Source organism: Microbacterium karelineae (assembly GCF_009745985.1).
GTDB lineage: Bacteria > Actinomycetota > Actinomycetes > Actinomycetales > Microbacteriaceae > Microbacterium > Microbacterium karelineae.
The window spans coordinates 55873-71029 of the sequence record NZ_WFIX01000175.1; the positions used below are offsets into that span (position 1 = coordinate 55873).

The following is a 15157-nucleotide window of genomic DNA, read 5'->3' on the forward strand; positions in this document are numbered from 1 at the left end:
CGCCGCCGCCGGGAATAGACTCGCTGAGATGAGCGACAGGTCCCGGCGGCGGCGTGGTCTGTTCGGGCGTCCGGCCGAGCAGGCGCCGACGGCTCCAGCGGAGGATCCGCCGGTCGCCGATGCGGTGCCGCGCCCCCTGCGCGTCGCGGCGGCGTACGCGTGGCGCCTCCTGCTGCTGGCCGGGGTCGTCGCGCTCGGGGTGTGGCTGGTCATCCAGTTCAAGATCATCGTCGTCCCCGTTCTCATCGCGATCCTCCTGACGGCGCTCCTCTGGCCGGCGTTCGGCTGGATGCTCGCGCGTCGCGTGCCTCGGCCCCTCGCGCTCGTCGGATCCCTCGTCGGGACGATCGCGATCGTCACAGGCCTCATCTGGCTCGTGGTCTGGCAGGTGTCGGAGCAGGCGGCGGTCGTGCGCGAGCGCGCTGTCGAGCGGTGGGGGGACCTGCAGGACTGGATCCTCTCGATCGGGGTGTTCCCCGAGGAGATCGTCACCGAGGTCGTGGGCTTCGTGACCGACTTCGTCGGCGAGCAGAGCGATGTGCTCGTCAGCGGCGCGCTGTCGATCGGGTCGACGCTGGGTCACGTCGGCGCCGGCGTCCTGCTGGCGTTCTTCACACTGATCTGCCTGCTCTTCGACGGCGAGGGGATCTGGCGGTGGACCACACGGCTGTTCCCCCAGCAGGCGCGCGTGGCGATCGATCGCGCGGCGCGCAACGGCTGGGAGACGCTCGTCAACTACGCGCGTACGCAGATGTTCGTCGCGTCGATCGACGGCATCGGCATCGGGGTCGGCGCCGCGCTGCTCGGCGTCCCGCTCGCGATCCCGATCGGCGTGACCGTCTTCCTCGCCTCGTTCGTGCCCTTCCTCGGCGCGATCGTGTCGGGGGCTCTCGCCGTGCTGATCGCCCTCGCCTACAACGGGCCGCTCGTCGCGCTCGCGATGCTCGCGGTCGTGCTCGTGGTGCAGCAGCTCGAGAGCCACGTCCTGCAGCCGCTCGTGATGGGCGCCGCCGTCAAGGTGCACCCCCTGGCCGTCGTGCTCGTCGTGCTCGCGGGGTCGATGGCGGGCGGCATCGCCGGCGCGCTGTTTGCGGTCCCGCTGGCCGCCTTCGTGAACGTCGTGGCAGTGACGCTGTCGACGGGATCCTGGCGTACGGGCGACGTGCCTGAGAACGATCTGATCTGGAGAACCGAGCCCCGCACGATCGGGCGCGCAGACGAGGAGGACAAATGACGCACGTCGACCTGCCGACGCTGAGTGAGTTCGAGGAGGCGGCGCGGGGGCTCGCGCCGGTCATCGAGCGCACGCCCATCCAGCCGTCGCAGCACCTGAGCGACGTCCTCGGCGAGGAGGTGATCCTCAAGCTCGAGAACCTGCAGCGCACCGGATCCTTCAAAGTGCGCGGGGCGACCCATCGCCTGTCGAGGCTCACGCCGGAGGAGCGCGCGCGGGGGGTCGTCGCCGCGTCGGCCGGAAACCACGCGCAGGGTGTGGCCCTCGCCGCGCAGCAGCTCGGCATCCCGGCCACGATCTACATGCCGCTGGGCGTGCCGGTCCCCAAGCTCCTCGCGACCCGCGGCTATGGGGCCGAGGTCGTCCTCGAGGGCGACGCCGTCGACGTCGGCCTGCGCCTGGCCGCCGAGCATGCCGAGCGCGAGGGCGCCGTGCTGATCCACCCGTTCGACCACCGAGACATCATCGTCGGCCAGGGCACGCTCGGCCTCGAGCTGTGCGAGCAGGCAGGGGATGTCGAGACGATCGTGATGGGGATCGGCGGCGGCGGCCTGATCGCGGGCGTCGCGGCGGCCGCGAAGGCGAAGGCTGCGGCCGAGGGGCGTCAGGTGCGCATCATCGGCGTGCAGGCGGAGAACTCCGCCGCGTATCCCGTGTCGCTCGAGGCGGGCGAACCCGTCACGATCACGACGCAGCCGACGATCGCCGACGGCATCTTCGTCTCCCGACCGGGAGACGCGCCGTTCGCCATCATCCGGGAGCTCGTCGACGAGGTCGTCACCGTCAGCGACGACGACATCGCCCGCGCGCTCCTGTCGCTGCTCGAGCGCGCGAAGCAGGTCGTCGAGCCGGCCGGCGCCGTGGGCGTCGCCGCGATCCTCGCCGGGAAGATCCGCGCGCACGGCAAGACGGCCGTCATCCTCTCCGGGGGGAACATCGACCCGCTCCTCATGCAGCGCGTCATCGCCCACGGTCTCGCCGCGGCGGGCCGCTACATGACGATCCGGATCCCGCTCCCGGACCGGCCGGGTCAGCTCGTGCAGGTGTCCGAGCTCCTGGCCCAGACAGGCGCGAACGTCATCGAGGTGCTGCACACCCGCCACGGTCAGGGCATGCAGATCAGCGAGGTCGTCCTGCAGATCTCGGTCGAGACCCGTGGTGAGGAGCATCGCGCGCTCGTACTCGAGGCCCTGCGATCGGGCGGCTTCCGGCCCGACATCGTCCCCGACTGATCGCAGACGCGACGAGGGGCCCATCGCGTGATGGGCCCCTCGTCGCGACTGCGGGGGATCAGCCCGTGAAGGTGTCGACGGCGACGATCTCGACGGGGATGCTCTTGCCGTTCGGCGCCTCGTAGGACCCCTTGTCGCCGACCTTCATGCCGATGATCGACGAGCCGAGCGGGCTCTTCTCGCTGTAGACGTCGAGCTCGGTGCCGCCCGCGATCTCGCGGCTGCCGAGGAGGAACCGCTCCTCATCGCCGAGGATCAGCGCCGTGATGACCGTCCCGGGGCGCACCGTCCCGTCGGCCTCGGGCGCATCGCTGATCTGGGCGTCCTTGAGGATCGCGGCCAGCTGGCGGATCCGCGCCTCCTGCTTGCCCTGTTCGTCCTTGGCGGCGTGATAGCCGCCGTTCTCCTTCAAGTCGCCCTCTTCTCGGGCCGCCTCGATGCGCTTCGCGATCTCCTCGCGCCCGACGGTCGAGAGAGTCTCGAGCTCGGCGGCCAGGCGGTCGTAGGCCTCCTGGGTGAGGAAGGGCACGGTCTCATTCGACACGATCATTCTCCTTACACAGATCCGTGGATCCGAGAGCCAGCGTATCCGGACGAATCTACCGGAGGGAGCAGCTGTTGACGTAACCTGTCGTCGCCGTGTCGACGGTCCGGACAGTGCGCGTGTAGTCGGCGCCGATCGACTCCGTCGCAGGGATCTCGACGACCTGCCACCCGACCACGCCGAAGCTCTCGTCGAGAGCCTCGAGGATGCAGACGACATCGGATCCGCTCGTCGAGGTGATGCGGAATGACACATCGACCGTGCCGTCGCTCGTCACCTCGTACCCGAGATCGTCGGCGTCGACCTCGGCCGCGCTGCTCGCGAACACCATCCAGCCCGCGAGACCCACGATGCAGACGGCGACGATCGCCACGGCGATCCACCAGCCGCGCACGACGCCGCGGCGCGTGCGGCCGTAGCGGTCGTCGAGCTGCTCTCGGGTCGTCACGCGCACCTCTCAGGCGGGGGAGGAATAGGGTGGGGAGGTTCCACATTAACCGCCCTCACCTCGGGAGCAGCTCGATGCCGACCATCTTCGTCGTCCCCACCGGCCTCGAGGAGACTCCCGTGCCCACGCCGACCGTCGACCCCGACAGCGTCACGCCCGGACCGATGGGATTCCTGGTCGTCGCGCTCCTCGTGGTGGTCGTCGTGCTGCTCGTGCTCGACATGCTGCGCCGCGTGCGCAGGGTGCGCTACCGCGCGGAGGTGCAGGAGATGCTCGACGCCGAGGAGGCCGCGGCACAGGCGGACGACGGCGGTGACACGCGGATCGCCGACGAGGACGCCGACGACGCGGATCCGGGGTCTACGACCCCGCGTTGAACGCGGGGTCGAGCGCGATCAGCAGGGACCCCGCCCAGTGGCACAGGAACGCGAGGACCGTGCACACATGGAAGATCTCGTGGAACCCGAAGTGGCTCGGCCATGGGTTGGGGCGCTTGAGCGCGTAGACGACCGCGCCCACCGAGTAGAGCACGCCGCCGACGATGACGAGCACCATCATCGCGAGGTTCGCGGCGAGCAGGTCCGGCATGTACATGACCGCCGCCCAGCCGAGCACGAGGTAGAGCGCGACGTACAGCCAGCGCGGCGCGCCGATCCACAGCACGCGGAAGAGGATGCCGAGTGCGGCTCCCGCCCACACGAGGCAGAGGAGGATCACGCCCTTCTCCGGCGGGAGCGCGAGGACGCCGATCGGCGTGTACGTGCCGGCGATCAGCAGCAGGATGTTGGCGTGATCGATGCGCTTGAGCACGCCCTTGACCCGCGGACCCCAGTGGAACCGGTGATAGACGGCGGAGTTCCCGAACAGCAGCAGCGACGACAGCACGAAGACGGCTGACGCCCACTTGGCCGGGGCGCCCTGCGCGAGGCTGATCAGGACGATGCCTGCCACGAGGGCGACGGGCGCGGTCCCGGCGTGGATCCAGCCGCGCCAACTCGGTTTCACCTCGGCCGGAACGGCCGCGTCGGCCTCGATGAGGGGGAGCCGGGGCATCTGAGCACCGTCGTCGGAGGGCGACGTCTCGGGCGAGGTCATCCGCCGAGCCTACGCGGCCGCGTATTCCAGGAGCGACACATGACGTCGCACGACGCCGCGCGGGCATCGGCCGCGCGGTATCGTCGTCGAGTGGTCAGCAGCTCGCGGTCGAACGAGGGGACGGGTCCCCTCTATCGCGTCTACGCGACGCGCCTGCGTCGACAGATCGACACCGAGCGGGTGCCGCATCACGTCGCGATGATGATCGACGGCAACCGGCGGTGGGCACGGCAGCTCGGATTCGAGACCCCCGCACACGGCCACAGGGCGGGCGCGGACAAGATGGTCGAGTTCCTCGGCTGGTGCGACGAGCTGGGGGTCGACGTCGTCACCCTCTACCTGCTGTCGAACGACAACGTGATCAAGCGCGACAGCGGCGAGCTGCAGGACCTCATCGAGATCATCGCGGGGCTCGCGGGGCGCCTGTCCCGACGCGGTGACTGGCGGGTCCAGCACGTGGGGCGTGAGGACAACCTGCCCGACTTCCTGCTGAGCGCGCTGCGTGACGCCGCCGTGCGCACGAAGGACAACGGCGGCCTTCACGTGAATCTCGCCGTCGGGTACGGCGGGCGTTACGAGATCGTCGACGCCGTGCGCAAGATCATCCAGAAGCACGACTCCCGAGGCGGCACGCTCGAAGAGCTCGCGGCCAGCCTCACGCCGGAGGTCATCGGCGAGCACCTGTACACGGGCGGCCAGCGCGACCCGGATCTCGTGATCCGCACCTCGGGGGAGCAGCGGCTGAGCGACTTCCTGCTCTGGCAGAGCGCCCATAGCGAGTTCTACTTCGTCGAGGCGCTCGGGCCGGACCTGCGCGAGGTCGACTTCCTGCGCGCGATCCGCGACTACGGATCGCGAGACCGACGCTTCGGCAAGTGACCCGCTGTGTGAACGGCGGGTGAAATCCGCGCGGGGTCCTTCCGAATCACACCCATGTGATTTACGTTCGTCCCATCGGGCAGAGTGCCCGGTCGGGTCGGCCTCACGGATCGCGACTCGTGGCCCACAGGTCGACTCGTGAAACCGGGCGACAGCCCGGCTGAGGGGAGTGGGCCGTGACCGCATCCACCACGAAGACCACCCGCAGGCGCGCCGCCGCGCCGACGTCGGCGAAGCAGGATTCGGACCTGCGCACCTACGTTCTCGACACCTCCGTCCTGCTGAGCGACCCACGCGCCCTGTTCCGCTTCGCGGAGCACTCGGTGGTGATCCCCGTCGTCGTCATCACGGAGCTCGAGAACAAGCGACACGATCCCGAGATCGGCTACTTCGCGCGGCAGGCGCTGCGGTACCTCGACGACATGCGCGTCGAGCACGGGCGCCTCGACTTCCCCGTGCCGACCTCGTCGGGCGGCACGGTGCGGGTCGAGCTGAACAACTCGGATCAGTCGGTGCTGCCGAGCGGGATGCGGCAGGGGGACAACGATTCGCGGATCCTCGCGGTCGCCGCGAACATCGCCTCCGACGGTCAGACGGTCACGATCGTCTCGAAGGACATGCCGATGCGGGTCAAGGCGGCGTCGCTCGGCCTCACGGCCGAGGAGTACCTCGCCGAGCAGGCGGTCGACTCGGGATGGACGGGGATCACTTCCCTCGCTGTGTCGGGAGACGACATGTCCGACCTCTACGAAGCCGAGGTCGCCATGCACGAGGACGCGCGCGGGCTGCCGCTGAACACGGGGCTCGTGATCTCGTCCGAACGGGGATCGGCGCTCGGACGCGTGACGGGGACGGACGGTGAGTTCCGGCTCGTGCGCGGCGATCGCGACGTGTTCGGCCTGCACGGCCGATCCGCCGAACAGCGCATCGCGATCGACCTCCTGCTCGACGAGAAGGTCGGCATCGTCTCTCTCGGCGGGCGCGCCGGAACCGGCAAGTCGGCTCTCGCGCTGTGCGCCGGTCTGGAGGCGGTCCTCGAGCGCCAGCAGCAGAAGCGGATCATCGTCTTTCGGCCTCTGTTCGCGGTCGGCGGCCAGGAGCTCGGCTACCTGCCGGGCGACCAGGGCGAGAAGATGACCCCGTGGGGGCAGGCCGTGTTCGACACGCTGGGTTCGGTCGTCTCGGAGAACGTGCTCGACGAGGTCGTCGAGCGGGGCATGCTCGAGGTCCTGCCGCTCACTCACATCCGCGGGCGCTCCCTGCACGACGCCTTCGTGATCGTCGACGAGGCGCAGTCGCTCGAGCGGAACGTGCTCCTGACCGTCCTGAGCCGCATCGGTCAGAACTCGAAGGTCGTCCTCACGCACGACGTGCAGCAGCGCGACAACCTGCGCGTGGGGCGGCACGACGGCGTCGCGAGCGTGATCGAGACGCTCAAGGGTCAGGAGCTGTTCGGTCACGTCACTCTCACCCGCTCCGAGCGCAGCGAGATCGCGGCGCTCGTGACCAGCCTGCTGGAGGGCGACGAGCTCAGCTGATCGACCGACGACGAGGGGCGCATGGCCATCGGCCATGCGCCCCTCGTCGCAGCGGCGAAGTCCGGCGGACGGCGGAGCCGGATCCGCCCATCGGGTCAGGTGAACTTCGTCGCCCCTCTGGCGGCGAAGTTCACCCGGGGTGCGTCATGGAGAGCAGGTCGAGCTTCTCGTCGAGCTGCTCTTCGGTGAGCTCGCCGCGCTCGACGTAGCCGAGGTCGAGGACGGCTTCGCGCACGGTGATGCCCTTCGCGACCGAGTGCTTCGCGATCTTCGCGGCCGCCTCGTAGCCGATGAGCTTGTTGAGCGGTGTGACGATCGATGGGCTCATGCCGGCGAGCGCGGCGACGCGCTCGTAGTTGACCTCGAGGCCGTCGATCGTCTTGTCGGCGAGCACGCGCGTCGCGTTGGCGAGCAGGCGGATCGACTCGAGGAGCGCCGTGCCCATGACGGGGATCGCGACGTTGAGCTCGAACGCACCCGATGCGCCGCCGTAGGCGATCGTCGCGTCGTTGCCGATGACGCGCGCGCAGACCATGAGGGTCGCCTCGGGGATCACCGGATTGACCTTGCCGGGCATGATCGACGAGCCGGGCTGCAGGTCGGGTAGGCGCAGCTCGCCGAGGCCCGTGTTGGGCCCGGACCCCATCCAGCGCAGGTCGTTGTTGATCTTGGTGAGCGAGACGGCGATCGTGCGCAGCGCGCCCGAGGCCTCGACGAGTCCGTCGCGGTTCGCCTGCGCCTCGAAGTGGTCGACGGCCTCGGTCAGCGGCAGGCCCGTCTCAGCGACGAGGTTCGCGATGACCTTCTGCGGGAAGCCCTTGGGCGTGTTGATGCCGGTGCCGGTCGCGGTACCGCCCTGCGGCACCTCGGCGACGCGCGGGAGGGCGGCTTCGACGCGCTCGATGCCGAGCCGCATCTGGCGTGCGTATCCGCCGAACTCCTGGCCGAGCGTGACGGGGGTGGCGTCCATCAGGTGGGTGCGCCCCGCCTTGACGACGTCCTTCCATGCCACGGCCTTCTTCTCGAACGCCTTCGCGATGTGGTCGAGCGCCGGGACGAGGTCGGTGATGAGCGCCTCGGTCACCGCGACGTGCACCGAGGTGGGGAAGACGTCGTTCGACGACTGCGACGCGTTGACGTGGTCGTTCGGGTGCACTTCGGATCCGAGCTTCTCGGTCGCGAGCGACGAGAGCACCTCGTTCATGTTCATGTTCGACGAGGTGCCGGAGCCGGTCTGGTAGGTGTCGACGGGGAACTGGTCGTCGTACTCGCCGGTGACGACCTGGTCGGCGGCCCAGGCGATGGCGTCGGCGACGTCGCCGTCGAGGGTGCCCAGGTCTTTGTTCGCGAGGGCGGCGGCCTTCTTGATGCGGGCGAGCGCTGCGATGTGGCGCGACTCGAGACCCGACCCGGAGATCGGGAAGTTCTCGACGGCGCGCTGCGTCTGGGCGCGGTAGAGCGCGTCGACGGGGACGCGCACCTCACCCATCGTGTCGTGTTCGATGCGGTACTCGGTCACTTGCGTCTCCTCCGATCAATCGGTCGCGGTGTCGTCCGCGACTCCCAGCGTGACGTCGGGCACGGCCGTGCCCTCAGCAAGTCGATAGTTGGCACCCACGAGCCCGAGGCGTCCGCTCGCGACGGCGTCGCTGATGAGCTCGGACGAGTGCAGGATCGCGGTGATCGTGTCGCGCAGGTGCAGCTGGCCGACGCGCCACGAGCTGATCTCGGTCGCATCGTCGCCGCGTTCGACCTGCTCCTGACGGGCCCTGCGCACGGCGGGGACGATCGGGGAGACCTGGCGCCAGATGGCAGGCGCGAGAAGGGGCGCGTCGGGCTGGACGCTGTCGATCGCGGCGCGCACGGCCCCGCACTCGTCGTGCCCGAGGACGACGATGAGGGGCACCTTCAGCACGTCGACGGCGTACTCTAGCGAGCCCATGATCGACTCGCCCGTGACCTGACCGGCGTTGCGCACGACGAACAGGTCGCCGAGGCCCATGTCGAAGATGATCTCGGCGGCGAGTCGAGAGTCGCTGCAGCCGAAGAGGGCGGCGGTCGGGCGCTGGGCGACCGCGATCTTCTGCCGGCGCTGCACGTCCTGGTGCGGATGGCTCGGCTCGCCGGCGACGAAGCGGGCGTTGCCGTCCCGCATGCGCTGCCAGGCCTGTGCGGGGGTCAGGTCGTCGGTCACGGGGTGTCCTCCTTCTGCAGGGTGGCGATGTCGTCAGCGACGGCGGACGCGATGATCGCGGCCGTGTCGGCTTCGGCCGCGCCGTAGATCAGCACATGATCGGGCCCGGCCTGTGCGCCGAGCGCGTATGACACATTGCCCGCCGAGTCGGGATCGCCGATCTCGTACTCGTCCCACTCGACGCCATCGATCGTGACGGCCCCCGTCGGGGCCGCGCCGCGGAGCGTCTGCGCGGCCCACGCGTCGTCGGCATCGAAGGCCTGGGCGAAGCGCAGGAACGATCGCGCGGCGTCGGGTATGTCGTTGAAGTTCACGGTCCACACTGCGGGTGTGCCGGCGTCGATCTCGGCGAGGTTGACTCCCCAGCCGTCTGGCGCGTCGGGCACGATGACGGTGCGATCGAACTGCTCGGACGCCTGCGCCGCGATGCCGCCGACATCGGGCTGGGCGGGCTCGGCGAGGTCGCCGCGCGGCACGACGAAGTAGACGACGGCGACGACCGCGAGGCTGACCACGAGCGCGATGATCAGGTTGCGGAAGCTCTGACTCTGGCGATAGCGACGCGAGTTCTCGGCCTTGCGCGCGGCCGTCTCCTCGGCCGTCTCGGGTCGACCCAGGTGGGCGACGACGCGCGGCGCGCGCGCCATCACGAGTCGGACCCGTCGGCGGCCGCGGCATCGGCGTCGTCCCGCGCCGCGTCGAGGCGCCGCTTGGCGCCGAGCAGCCATTCCTCGCAGCGCGCGGCGAGCGCCTCGCCGCGCTCCCAGAGCGCGAGCGAGTGCTCGAGCGTGGGCGCGCCCTGTTCGAGTTCGGACACGACGCGCACGAGTTCGTCGCGTGCCTGCTCGAACGAGAGCGTGGAGACGTCGGGGGCCTGATCGGTCATCGTGTCCATCCTACTTTTCGGTTCGGGAGGTGACGGACGCGGTCTCGCCGCGCGAGGTCGCGGAGATCGCTCCGCGGTCGAGGACGACGGTGAGGGGCGCGCCTTCGGGCGCCTGGGCGGCGTCTCGAATGACGGATCCGTCCTCGCCCTGCGCGATCGCGTACCCGCGCGCGAGCGTCGCGGCGGGCGACAGGGCGCGCACGGAGGCGCGCAGCTCGGCGGCGCGGCGCTCGGCCCGGTCGATCAGGCGCACCGTGAGGTCGCGGCCTCGCGAGACGGCGAGGTAGATCTCCTGCTGGCGGTCGCGCACGATCGACTCGGGGTCGCGCAGCGACGGGCGCGAGCGCACCTGCTCGAGCTGCTGGATCCCGTGCTGCACCTGCTGCTGCAGGCGCATCGTCAGCCGCGAGCGCAGCTGGTCGACGAGCGCGCGCTGCTCGCCCACATCGGGGACGACGCGCTTCGCCGCGTCGGTGGGGGTCGACGCGCGAACGTCCGCCACCTCGTCGAGCAGCGGGCGGTCGTTCTCGTGGCCGATCGCGCTGATGACGGGTGTCGCAGCGGCCGCGACGGCGCGCACGAGGCGCTCGTCGCTGAAGCCGAGCAGGGTCTGGGGATCGCCGCCCCCGCGGGCGATGATGATGACGTCGACCTCGGGATCCGCATCGAGCGCCGCGAGGGCGTCGAGGATCTCGGGCACGCTGCGCTCGCCCTGCACGGCCGCGTGGATCGTGCGGAACCGCACCTGCGGCCAGCGCAGCTGTGCGTTGCGCAGGACGTCCTTCTCGGCATCGGACTGCGCGCCCGTGATGAGGCCGATGCAGTCGGGGAGGAACGGGGGAGGCGTCTTGCGCGCCTGATCGAACAGCCCTTCCGCGTGCAGCTGGCGGCGCAGCCGCTCGAGCCGCTCGAGTTGGGCGCCGAGGCCGACGTGCTTCATCGAGGTGACCTGGAAGGCGAACGAGCCGCGCTTCGTGAAGTAGTCGGCCTTGAGACATGCGACGACGTGGTCGCCGACGGCGAACTCGTCGCCCATCCGCTGCAGGACGCTCGACCAGATCTGCAGGCTCACCTGGGCGTCGGAGGCGAGATCCTTCAGACCGCCGAACACGTTCCGCCCGCGGCGATTCCACTGCGTGATCTCGCCCTCGACCCACACGGCACCCCACGTGTCGATCGCGGCTTTGATGGTCTGGTTGAGCCGCCCGACCGACGTCGGGCGGTCGGGGCCGGATTCGCGCGGCGCGACCGCGTCGCCGGACGGCGCGTCGTCGGGGCTCGGATTCGGCTGGAAGGAGGTCACGGTTTCAGCGTATTCGGGCGGTCTGACAAACGAAGACACGTACCCTGGTGGGATGAGCGCAACCGCCGTCTCGCTGCCCGTCCCGCGCATCCCCGTGCGACGCGAACCACTCCGCGACCTCCCCGTCGAGGGTCGGAAGAAGGTGCTGCTCGCGGCGCCGCGCGGCTACTGCGCCGGCGTCGATCGCGCCGTGATCACGGTCGAGAAGGCGCTCGAGCGCTACGGCGCACCCGTGTATGTGCGCAAGCAGATCGTGCACAACATCCATGTCGTGCGCGAGCTCGAGGCGGAGGGGGCGATCTTCGTCGAGGAGGTCGACGAGGTGCCCGAGGGCGCCCACGTCGTGTTCAGCGCGCACGGCGTCTCGCCAGCGGTCGTGGACTCGGCCGCCGAGCGCGGCCTGCAGGCGATCGACGCGACGTGCCCGCTCGTGACGAAGGTGCACCGCGAGGCCGTGCGCTTCGCGCGCGACGACTACCAGATCCTGCTCGTCGGCCATGAGGGCCACGAGGAGGTCGAAGGCACCGCCGGCGAGGCCCCCGACAACGTCACCATCGTCAACAGCCCCGACGAGGCCGACTCGGTCGAGGTCGACGACCCCTCGCGGCTCGTGTGGCTGTCGCAGACCACGCTGTCGGTCGACGAGACGATGGAGACGGTCCACCGCCTCCGCGCGCGGTTCCCCGAGCTGCAGGATCCGCCGTCCGACGACATCTGCTACGCGACGCAGAACCGTCAGGTCGCGATCAAGAAGGTCGCCGAGGGGGCGGATCTCGTGATCGTCGTCGGCTCGGCGAACTCGTCCAACAGCGTGCGCCTCGTCGAGGTCGCGCTGCAGTACGGCGCGAAGGCGGCGTACCGGATCGACTACCCCGACGAGGTGCGACAGGAGTGGCTCGACGGCGTGCGGACGGTCGGCATCACGAGCGGCGCCAGCGTTCCCGACGTGCTCGTGCAGGAGCTCATGCGCGAGCTCGCCCGCGCGGGCTACGCGGAGGTCGAGGAGGTGCGCACGGCGGAGGAGGACCTGATGTTCTCGCTGCCGAAGGAGCTCCGCGGCGACCGTCCGCGCGGCGGTCGAGGGGGGCAGCAGTGAACGACGGAGCGCCCGCGGAGCGCCCTCGGCCGCAGTTCGGCGAATACGCTCGCCCCGAGGAGCAGGCGGTGCGCGCGGGGCACCCCGCGCCCGAGATCGACCCGGCGCTCGTCCCGCAGGACGGTCCGCCCGACGTCGACCCGCCGAAGCGCGCCGCGCCGCGCTCGCGCCTCGGCGACCGCGTCGTGACGATCGCCCTGCTCGCGTTCGGCCTGTACAACGTCATCAGCGGGATCGGGCTCTACACGGATCCGTCGGCCCTCCTCGAGGCCATGAGGATCGGCGACGTCGAGTTCGCCGACTACGACGCTCTGCGCTCGGCCGGTGTCGCGGCCATCGTCGTCATGATGGCCGGATGGCTGGCGACCACGTGGTTCGTCTGGCGGCGCGGATCGGCCGGGAAGTCCATGTGGTGGATCGCACTGCTCGCGGGGATCGTGTTCAGCCTCGTGGGCGCGCTGATCGTCGCGATCCCGTTCGCGACGGATCCGAACGTCATGAGCGCGATCCTGGAGATGCAGGGCATCGACCAGTAGGGATCCTCCGCAGGAGGAGATCGGGGATCTCCCGGATGCGGATCGTGCGCCGGATCGGCGAGCATGGGGGAATGGACGTTCCCCCGCGCGGTGCCCCTCGTCGGCGCCGGCTCCGCCCGACGAGGATCCTCGCCGTGGTCGCCCTGGTGGCGGTCGTCGTCGCGGGCGGCACGGCGCTGGCGGTGCAGATCGTCGAGCAGGTCTCGGATCCGCCTGCCGCGTCATCGAGCGCCCCGGCGGCAGGCGGTTCCGCAGAGACGCCGCAGGCCGACTCCGGTGGCGCCGAGATCGCGTGGCCGAGCACCGGCGCGGCCGCCTACGCGGTCGGCGACGCGGATCCCGTCGCGTCGTCGGGCGGGCCGCTCCCGATGGCGTCGGTCAGCAAGGTGATCACGGCGCTCGTCGTGCTCGAGGCGCGCCCCCTCGAGCCAGGGCAGCAGGGCGGCGACTACTGGTTCACGGACCAGTGGCAGCGCGAATACGAGGAGTACCTCGCGCGCGGCGAGTCGGCGCTGAAGGTGCCGGTCGACGGGATGCTCACGCAGTACCAGCTCATGCAGGGCATGCTCCTCGGGTCCGCGTGCAACTACGCCGACATCCTCGTGGAGAGCATCTGGGGCGATCAGGCGTCGTTCGCCGCGGCGGCGGCCGACTACCTCGCTGCGCGCGGGATCGACGGCATCACGATGGCCGAGGCGACGGGGATCGACCCGCGCAACACGGCGACGGCTGCCGCGCTCATCGAGGTCGGCCGGCTGGCGCTCGCGCATCCCGTGGTCGCCGAGATCGTCGCGACGCGGGAGGTCGACCTCCCGGGCGCGGGGCACGTCGAGAACACGAATGATCTCCTCGCGGATCCGGGCGTGGTCGGGGTGAAGACGGGCACGCTCGACGGCAGCAACCTGCTGTCGGCGAAGGACGTCGAGGTGGCAGGGGAGATGATCCGCGTCTTCGTGGTCGTGCTCGGCCAGCCGGACGACGACGCGCGCTTCGCCGCGTCGCGCGCGCTGTATGCGTCGATCGAGCGCGAGCTCGCCGGGTAGGCGGACCCCCAGACGACGAACACCCCGCGGATTCCTCCGCGGGGTGTTCGTCGTGACTGCGTCGGTCAGGCGCTGATCGAGCGGCCGTGCGAGCCGAGCTGGCGCGTCGCCTCGATCACTCGCGTGGCCATGGCTGCCTCGGCGACCTTGCCCCACGCGCGGGGGTCGTACTGCTTCTTGTTGCCGACCTCGCCGTCGACCTTGAGCACGCCCGCGTAGTTCTCGAGCATGTAGCCGGCGACTGAGCGCGTGAACGCGTACTGCGTGTCGGTGTCGATGTTCATCTTGATGACGCCGTTGGCGACCGCGGTCGCGATCTCCTCGTCGGTGGATCCGGATCCACCGTGGAAGACGAGGTCGAGCGGCTTCTCGCCCGTGCCGAACTTCGAGGCGATGCCCTCCTGGATCTCGCCGAGCAGCTCGGGACGCAGCTTGACGTTGCCGGGCTTGTACACGCCGTGCACGTTGCCGAAGGTGAGGGCGGAGATGTACTTGCCCTTCTCGCCGAGACCGAGCGCCTCGACGGCCTTCGTGACGTCGCCGACGGTCGTGTAGAGGGCGTCGTTCGAGCCCTCGTGCTTGACGCCGTCCTCTTCGCCGCCGACGACGCCGACCTCGATCTCGAGGATCGAGCCGATCGCGTGCGTGCGGGGGAGGAGGTCCTGGGCGATGGCGATGTTCTCGTCGAGGGGCACGGCCGAGCCGTCCCACATGTGCGAGTTGAAGATCGGCTCGCCGCCGGCCTTCACCTGCTCCTCGCTCGCGTCGAGGAGGGGGAGGAGGAAGGTGTCGAGCGCGTCCTTCGGGCAGTGGTCGGTGTGGACGGCGACCGTGACGGGGTAGCTCTTCGCGACCTGGCGCACGTACTGCGCCATCGCGATGGCGCCGGTCGCGCGGGCCTTGACGGTGTGGCCGGCGAAGTAGTCGGCGCCGCCCGTCGTGACCTGGATGATGCCGTCGGAACCGGCCTCCGTCAGGCCCTGGAGGACGGCGTTGATCGTCTGCGAGCTCGAGACGTTGAACGCGGGGAAGGCGTAGCCGCCCTCCTTCGCGCGCGTGAACATCTCGGCGTACTGGTCCGGGGTTGCGACCGGCATGGCGCGGCTCCTTCGTGTCGAGTGGTGAGAGC

Annotated in this window: 17 protein-coding genes; 8 read left to right on the top strand and 9 right to left on the bottom strand. The window is 70.2% G+C overall.

Annotated features, from left to right (window positions below; genetic code table 11):
* The first annotated feature begins 28 nt into the window (after positions 1 to 28).
* Together GB932_RS03455 and ilvA are read left to right on the top strand one after the other, a co-directional pair.
* Entirely contained in the window at positions 29 to 1234 is a 1206-nt protein-coding gene (locus GB932_RS03455; protein ID WP_156759317.1) for an AI-2E family transporter, read from the top strand.
* Positions 1231 to 2466, top strand: a complete 1236-nt coding sequence (gene ilvA / locus GB932_RS03460; RefSeq protein ID WP_156759318.1) for a threonine ammonia-lyase — start codon at positions 1231 to 1233, stop codon at positions 2464 to 2466. The genes GB932_RS03455 and ilvA overlap by 4 nt, the downstream gene beginning before the upstream one ends.
* 58 nt (positions 2467 to 2524) lie before the next feature.
* Here ilvA and greA read toward each other — a convergent pair whose 3' ends face one another.
* Complete coding sequence (greA, locus tag GB932_RS03465) at positions 2525 to 3016, bottom strand: transcription elongation factor GreA (protein ID WP_156759319.1); 492 nt, start codon at positions 3014 to 3016, stop codon at positions 2525 to 2527.
* 49 nt (positions 3017 to 3065) lie between these two features.
* Positions 3066 to 3458, bottom strand: coding sequence for a DUF4307 domain-containing protein (locus GB932_RS03470; protein WP_156759320.1), 393 nt, complete (start codon positions 3456 to 3458; stop codon positions 3066 to 3068).
* Positions 3459 to 3532: 74 nt separating this feature from the next.
* Between GB932_RS03470 and GB932_RS03475 the strand changes: the two genes are divergently transcribed.
* Positions 3533 to 3835: a hypothetical protein gene (locus GB932_RS03475; protein WP_156759321.1), complete on the top strand. Its 303-nt coding sequence runs from the start codon at positions 3533 to 3535 to the stop codon at positions 3833 to 3835.
* On the opposite strand, the gene trhA is transcribed toward GB932_RS03475, so the two are convergent.
* Positions 3819 to 4511, bottom strand: a complete 693-nt coding sequence (trhA, locus tag GB932_RS03480) for a PAQR family membrane homeostasis protein TrhA (RefSeq protein ID WP_156759775.1) — start codon at positions 4509 to 4511, stop codon at positions 3819 to 3821. The genes GB932_RS03475 and trhA overlap by 17 nt on opposite strands.
* 81 nt (positions 4512 to 4592) lie before the next feature.
* Between trhA and GB932_RS03485 the strand changes: the two genes are divergently transcribed.
* Positions 4593 to 5432 (top strand): isoprenyl transferase, encoded by an 840-nt coding sequence (locus tag GB932_RS03485; RefSeq protein WP_156759322.1) that lies wholly within the window; start codon positions 4593 to 4595, stop codon positions 5430 to 5432.
* Positions 5433 to 5680: 248 nt separating this feature from the next.
* A complete protein-coding gene (gene phoH2, locus GB932_RS03490) occupies positions 5681 to 6970 on the top strand; it encodes an RNA 5'-3' helicase PhoH2 (protein WP_231916021.1) in 1290 nt (429 codons plus the stop codon).
* Positions 6971 to 7100: 130 nt separating this feature from the next.
* On the opposite strand, the gene GB932_RS03495 is transcribed toward phoH2, so the two are convergent.
* Genes GB932_RS03495 through xseA form a run of 5 tightly spaced genes read right to left on the bottom strand, consistent with a single transcriptional unit; the run spans position 7101 to position 11353 of the window.
* Positions 7101 to 8489: a class II fumarate hydratase gene (locus GB932_RS03495; RefSeq protein WP_156759324.1), complete on the bottom strand. Its 1389-nt coding sequence runs from the start codon at positions 8487 to 8489 to the stop codon at positions 7101 to 7103.
* Positions 8490 to 8504: 15 nt separating this feature from the next.
* Positions 8505 to 9164, bottom strand: coding sequence for a carbonic anhydrase (locus GB932_RS03500; protein WP_231915982.1), 660 nt, complete (start codon positions 9162 to 9164; stop codon positions 8505 to 8507).
* Positions 9161 to 9811, bottom strand: a complete 651-nt coding sequence (locus tag GB932_RS03505; RefSeq protein ID WP_156759325.1) for a DUF4245 family protein — start codon at positions 9809 to 9811, stop codon at positions 9161 to 9163. Before GB932_RS03505 ends, GB932_RS03500 begins: the two co-directional genes overlap by 4 nt.
* Complete coding sequence (locus tag GB932_RS03510) at positions 9811 to 10059, bottom strand: exodeoxyribonuclease VII small subunit (RefSeq protein ID WP_197517280.1); 249 nt, start codon at positions 10057 to 10059, stop codon at positions 9811 to 9813. The genes GB932_RS03505 and GB932_RS03510 overlap by 1 nt, the downstream gene beginning before the upstream one ends.
* A 1-nt stretch (position 10060) precedes the next feature.
* Positions 10061 to 11353, bottom strand: coding sequence for an exodeoxyribonuclease VII large subunit (gene xseA, locus GB932_RS03515; RefSeq protein ID WP_231915983.1), 1293 nt, complete (start codon positions 11351 to 11353; stop codon positions 10061 to 10063).
* Between the two features lie 52 nt (positions 11354 to 11405).
* Here xseA and GB932_RS03520 point away from each other — a divergent pair, with 52 nt between their 5' ends.
* From GB932_RS03520 to GB932_RS03525, 3 genes are all read left to right on the top strand, one after another.
* Positions 11406 to 12449 carry a 4-hydroxy-3-methylbut-2-enyl diphosphate reductase gene (locus tag GB932_RS03520; RefSeq protein ID WP_156759328.1) on the top strand — a complete coding sequence of 348 codons (1044 nt, stop codon included), beginning with the start codon at positions 11406 to 11408 and terminating at the stop codon, positions 12447 to 12449.
* Positions 12446 to 12985: a DUF6264 family protein gene (locus GB932_RS19135; RefSeq protein WP_197517281.1), complete on the top strand. Its 540-nt coding sequence runs from the start codon at positions 12446 to 12448 to the stop codon at positions 12983 to 12985. Before GB932_RS03520 ends, GB932_RS19135 begins: the two co-directional genes overlap by 4 nt.
* A 71-nt stretch (positions 12986 to 13056) precedes the next feature.
* Complete coding sequence (locus GB932_RS03525; protein ID WP_197517282.1) at positions 13057 to 14028, top strand: D-alanyl-D-alanine carboxypeptidase family protein; 972 nt, start codon at positions 13057 to 13059, stop codon at positions 14026 to 14028.
* A gap of 65 nt (positions 14029 to 14093) precedes the next feature.
* On the opposite strand, the gene fbaA is transcribed toward GB932_RS03525, so the two are convergent.
* Positions 14094 to 15125 (bottom strand): class II fructose-bisphosphate aldolase, encoded by a 1032-nt coding sequence (fbaA, locus tag GB932_RS03530; protein WP_156759330.1) that lies wholly within the window; start codon positions 15123 to 15125, stop codon positions 14094 to 14096.
* Between the last annotated feature and the right edge of the window lie 32 nt (positions 15126 to 15157).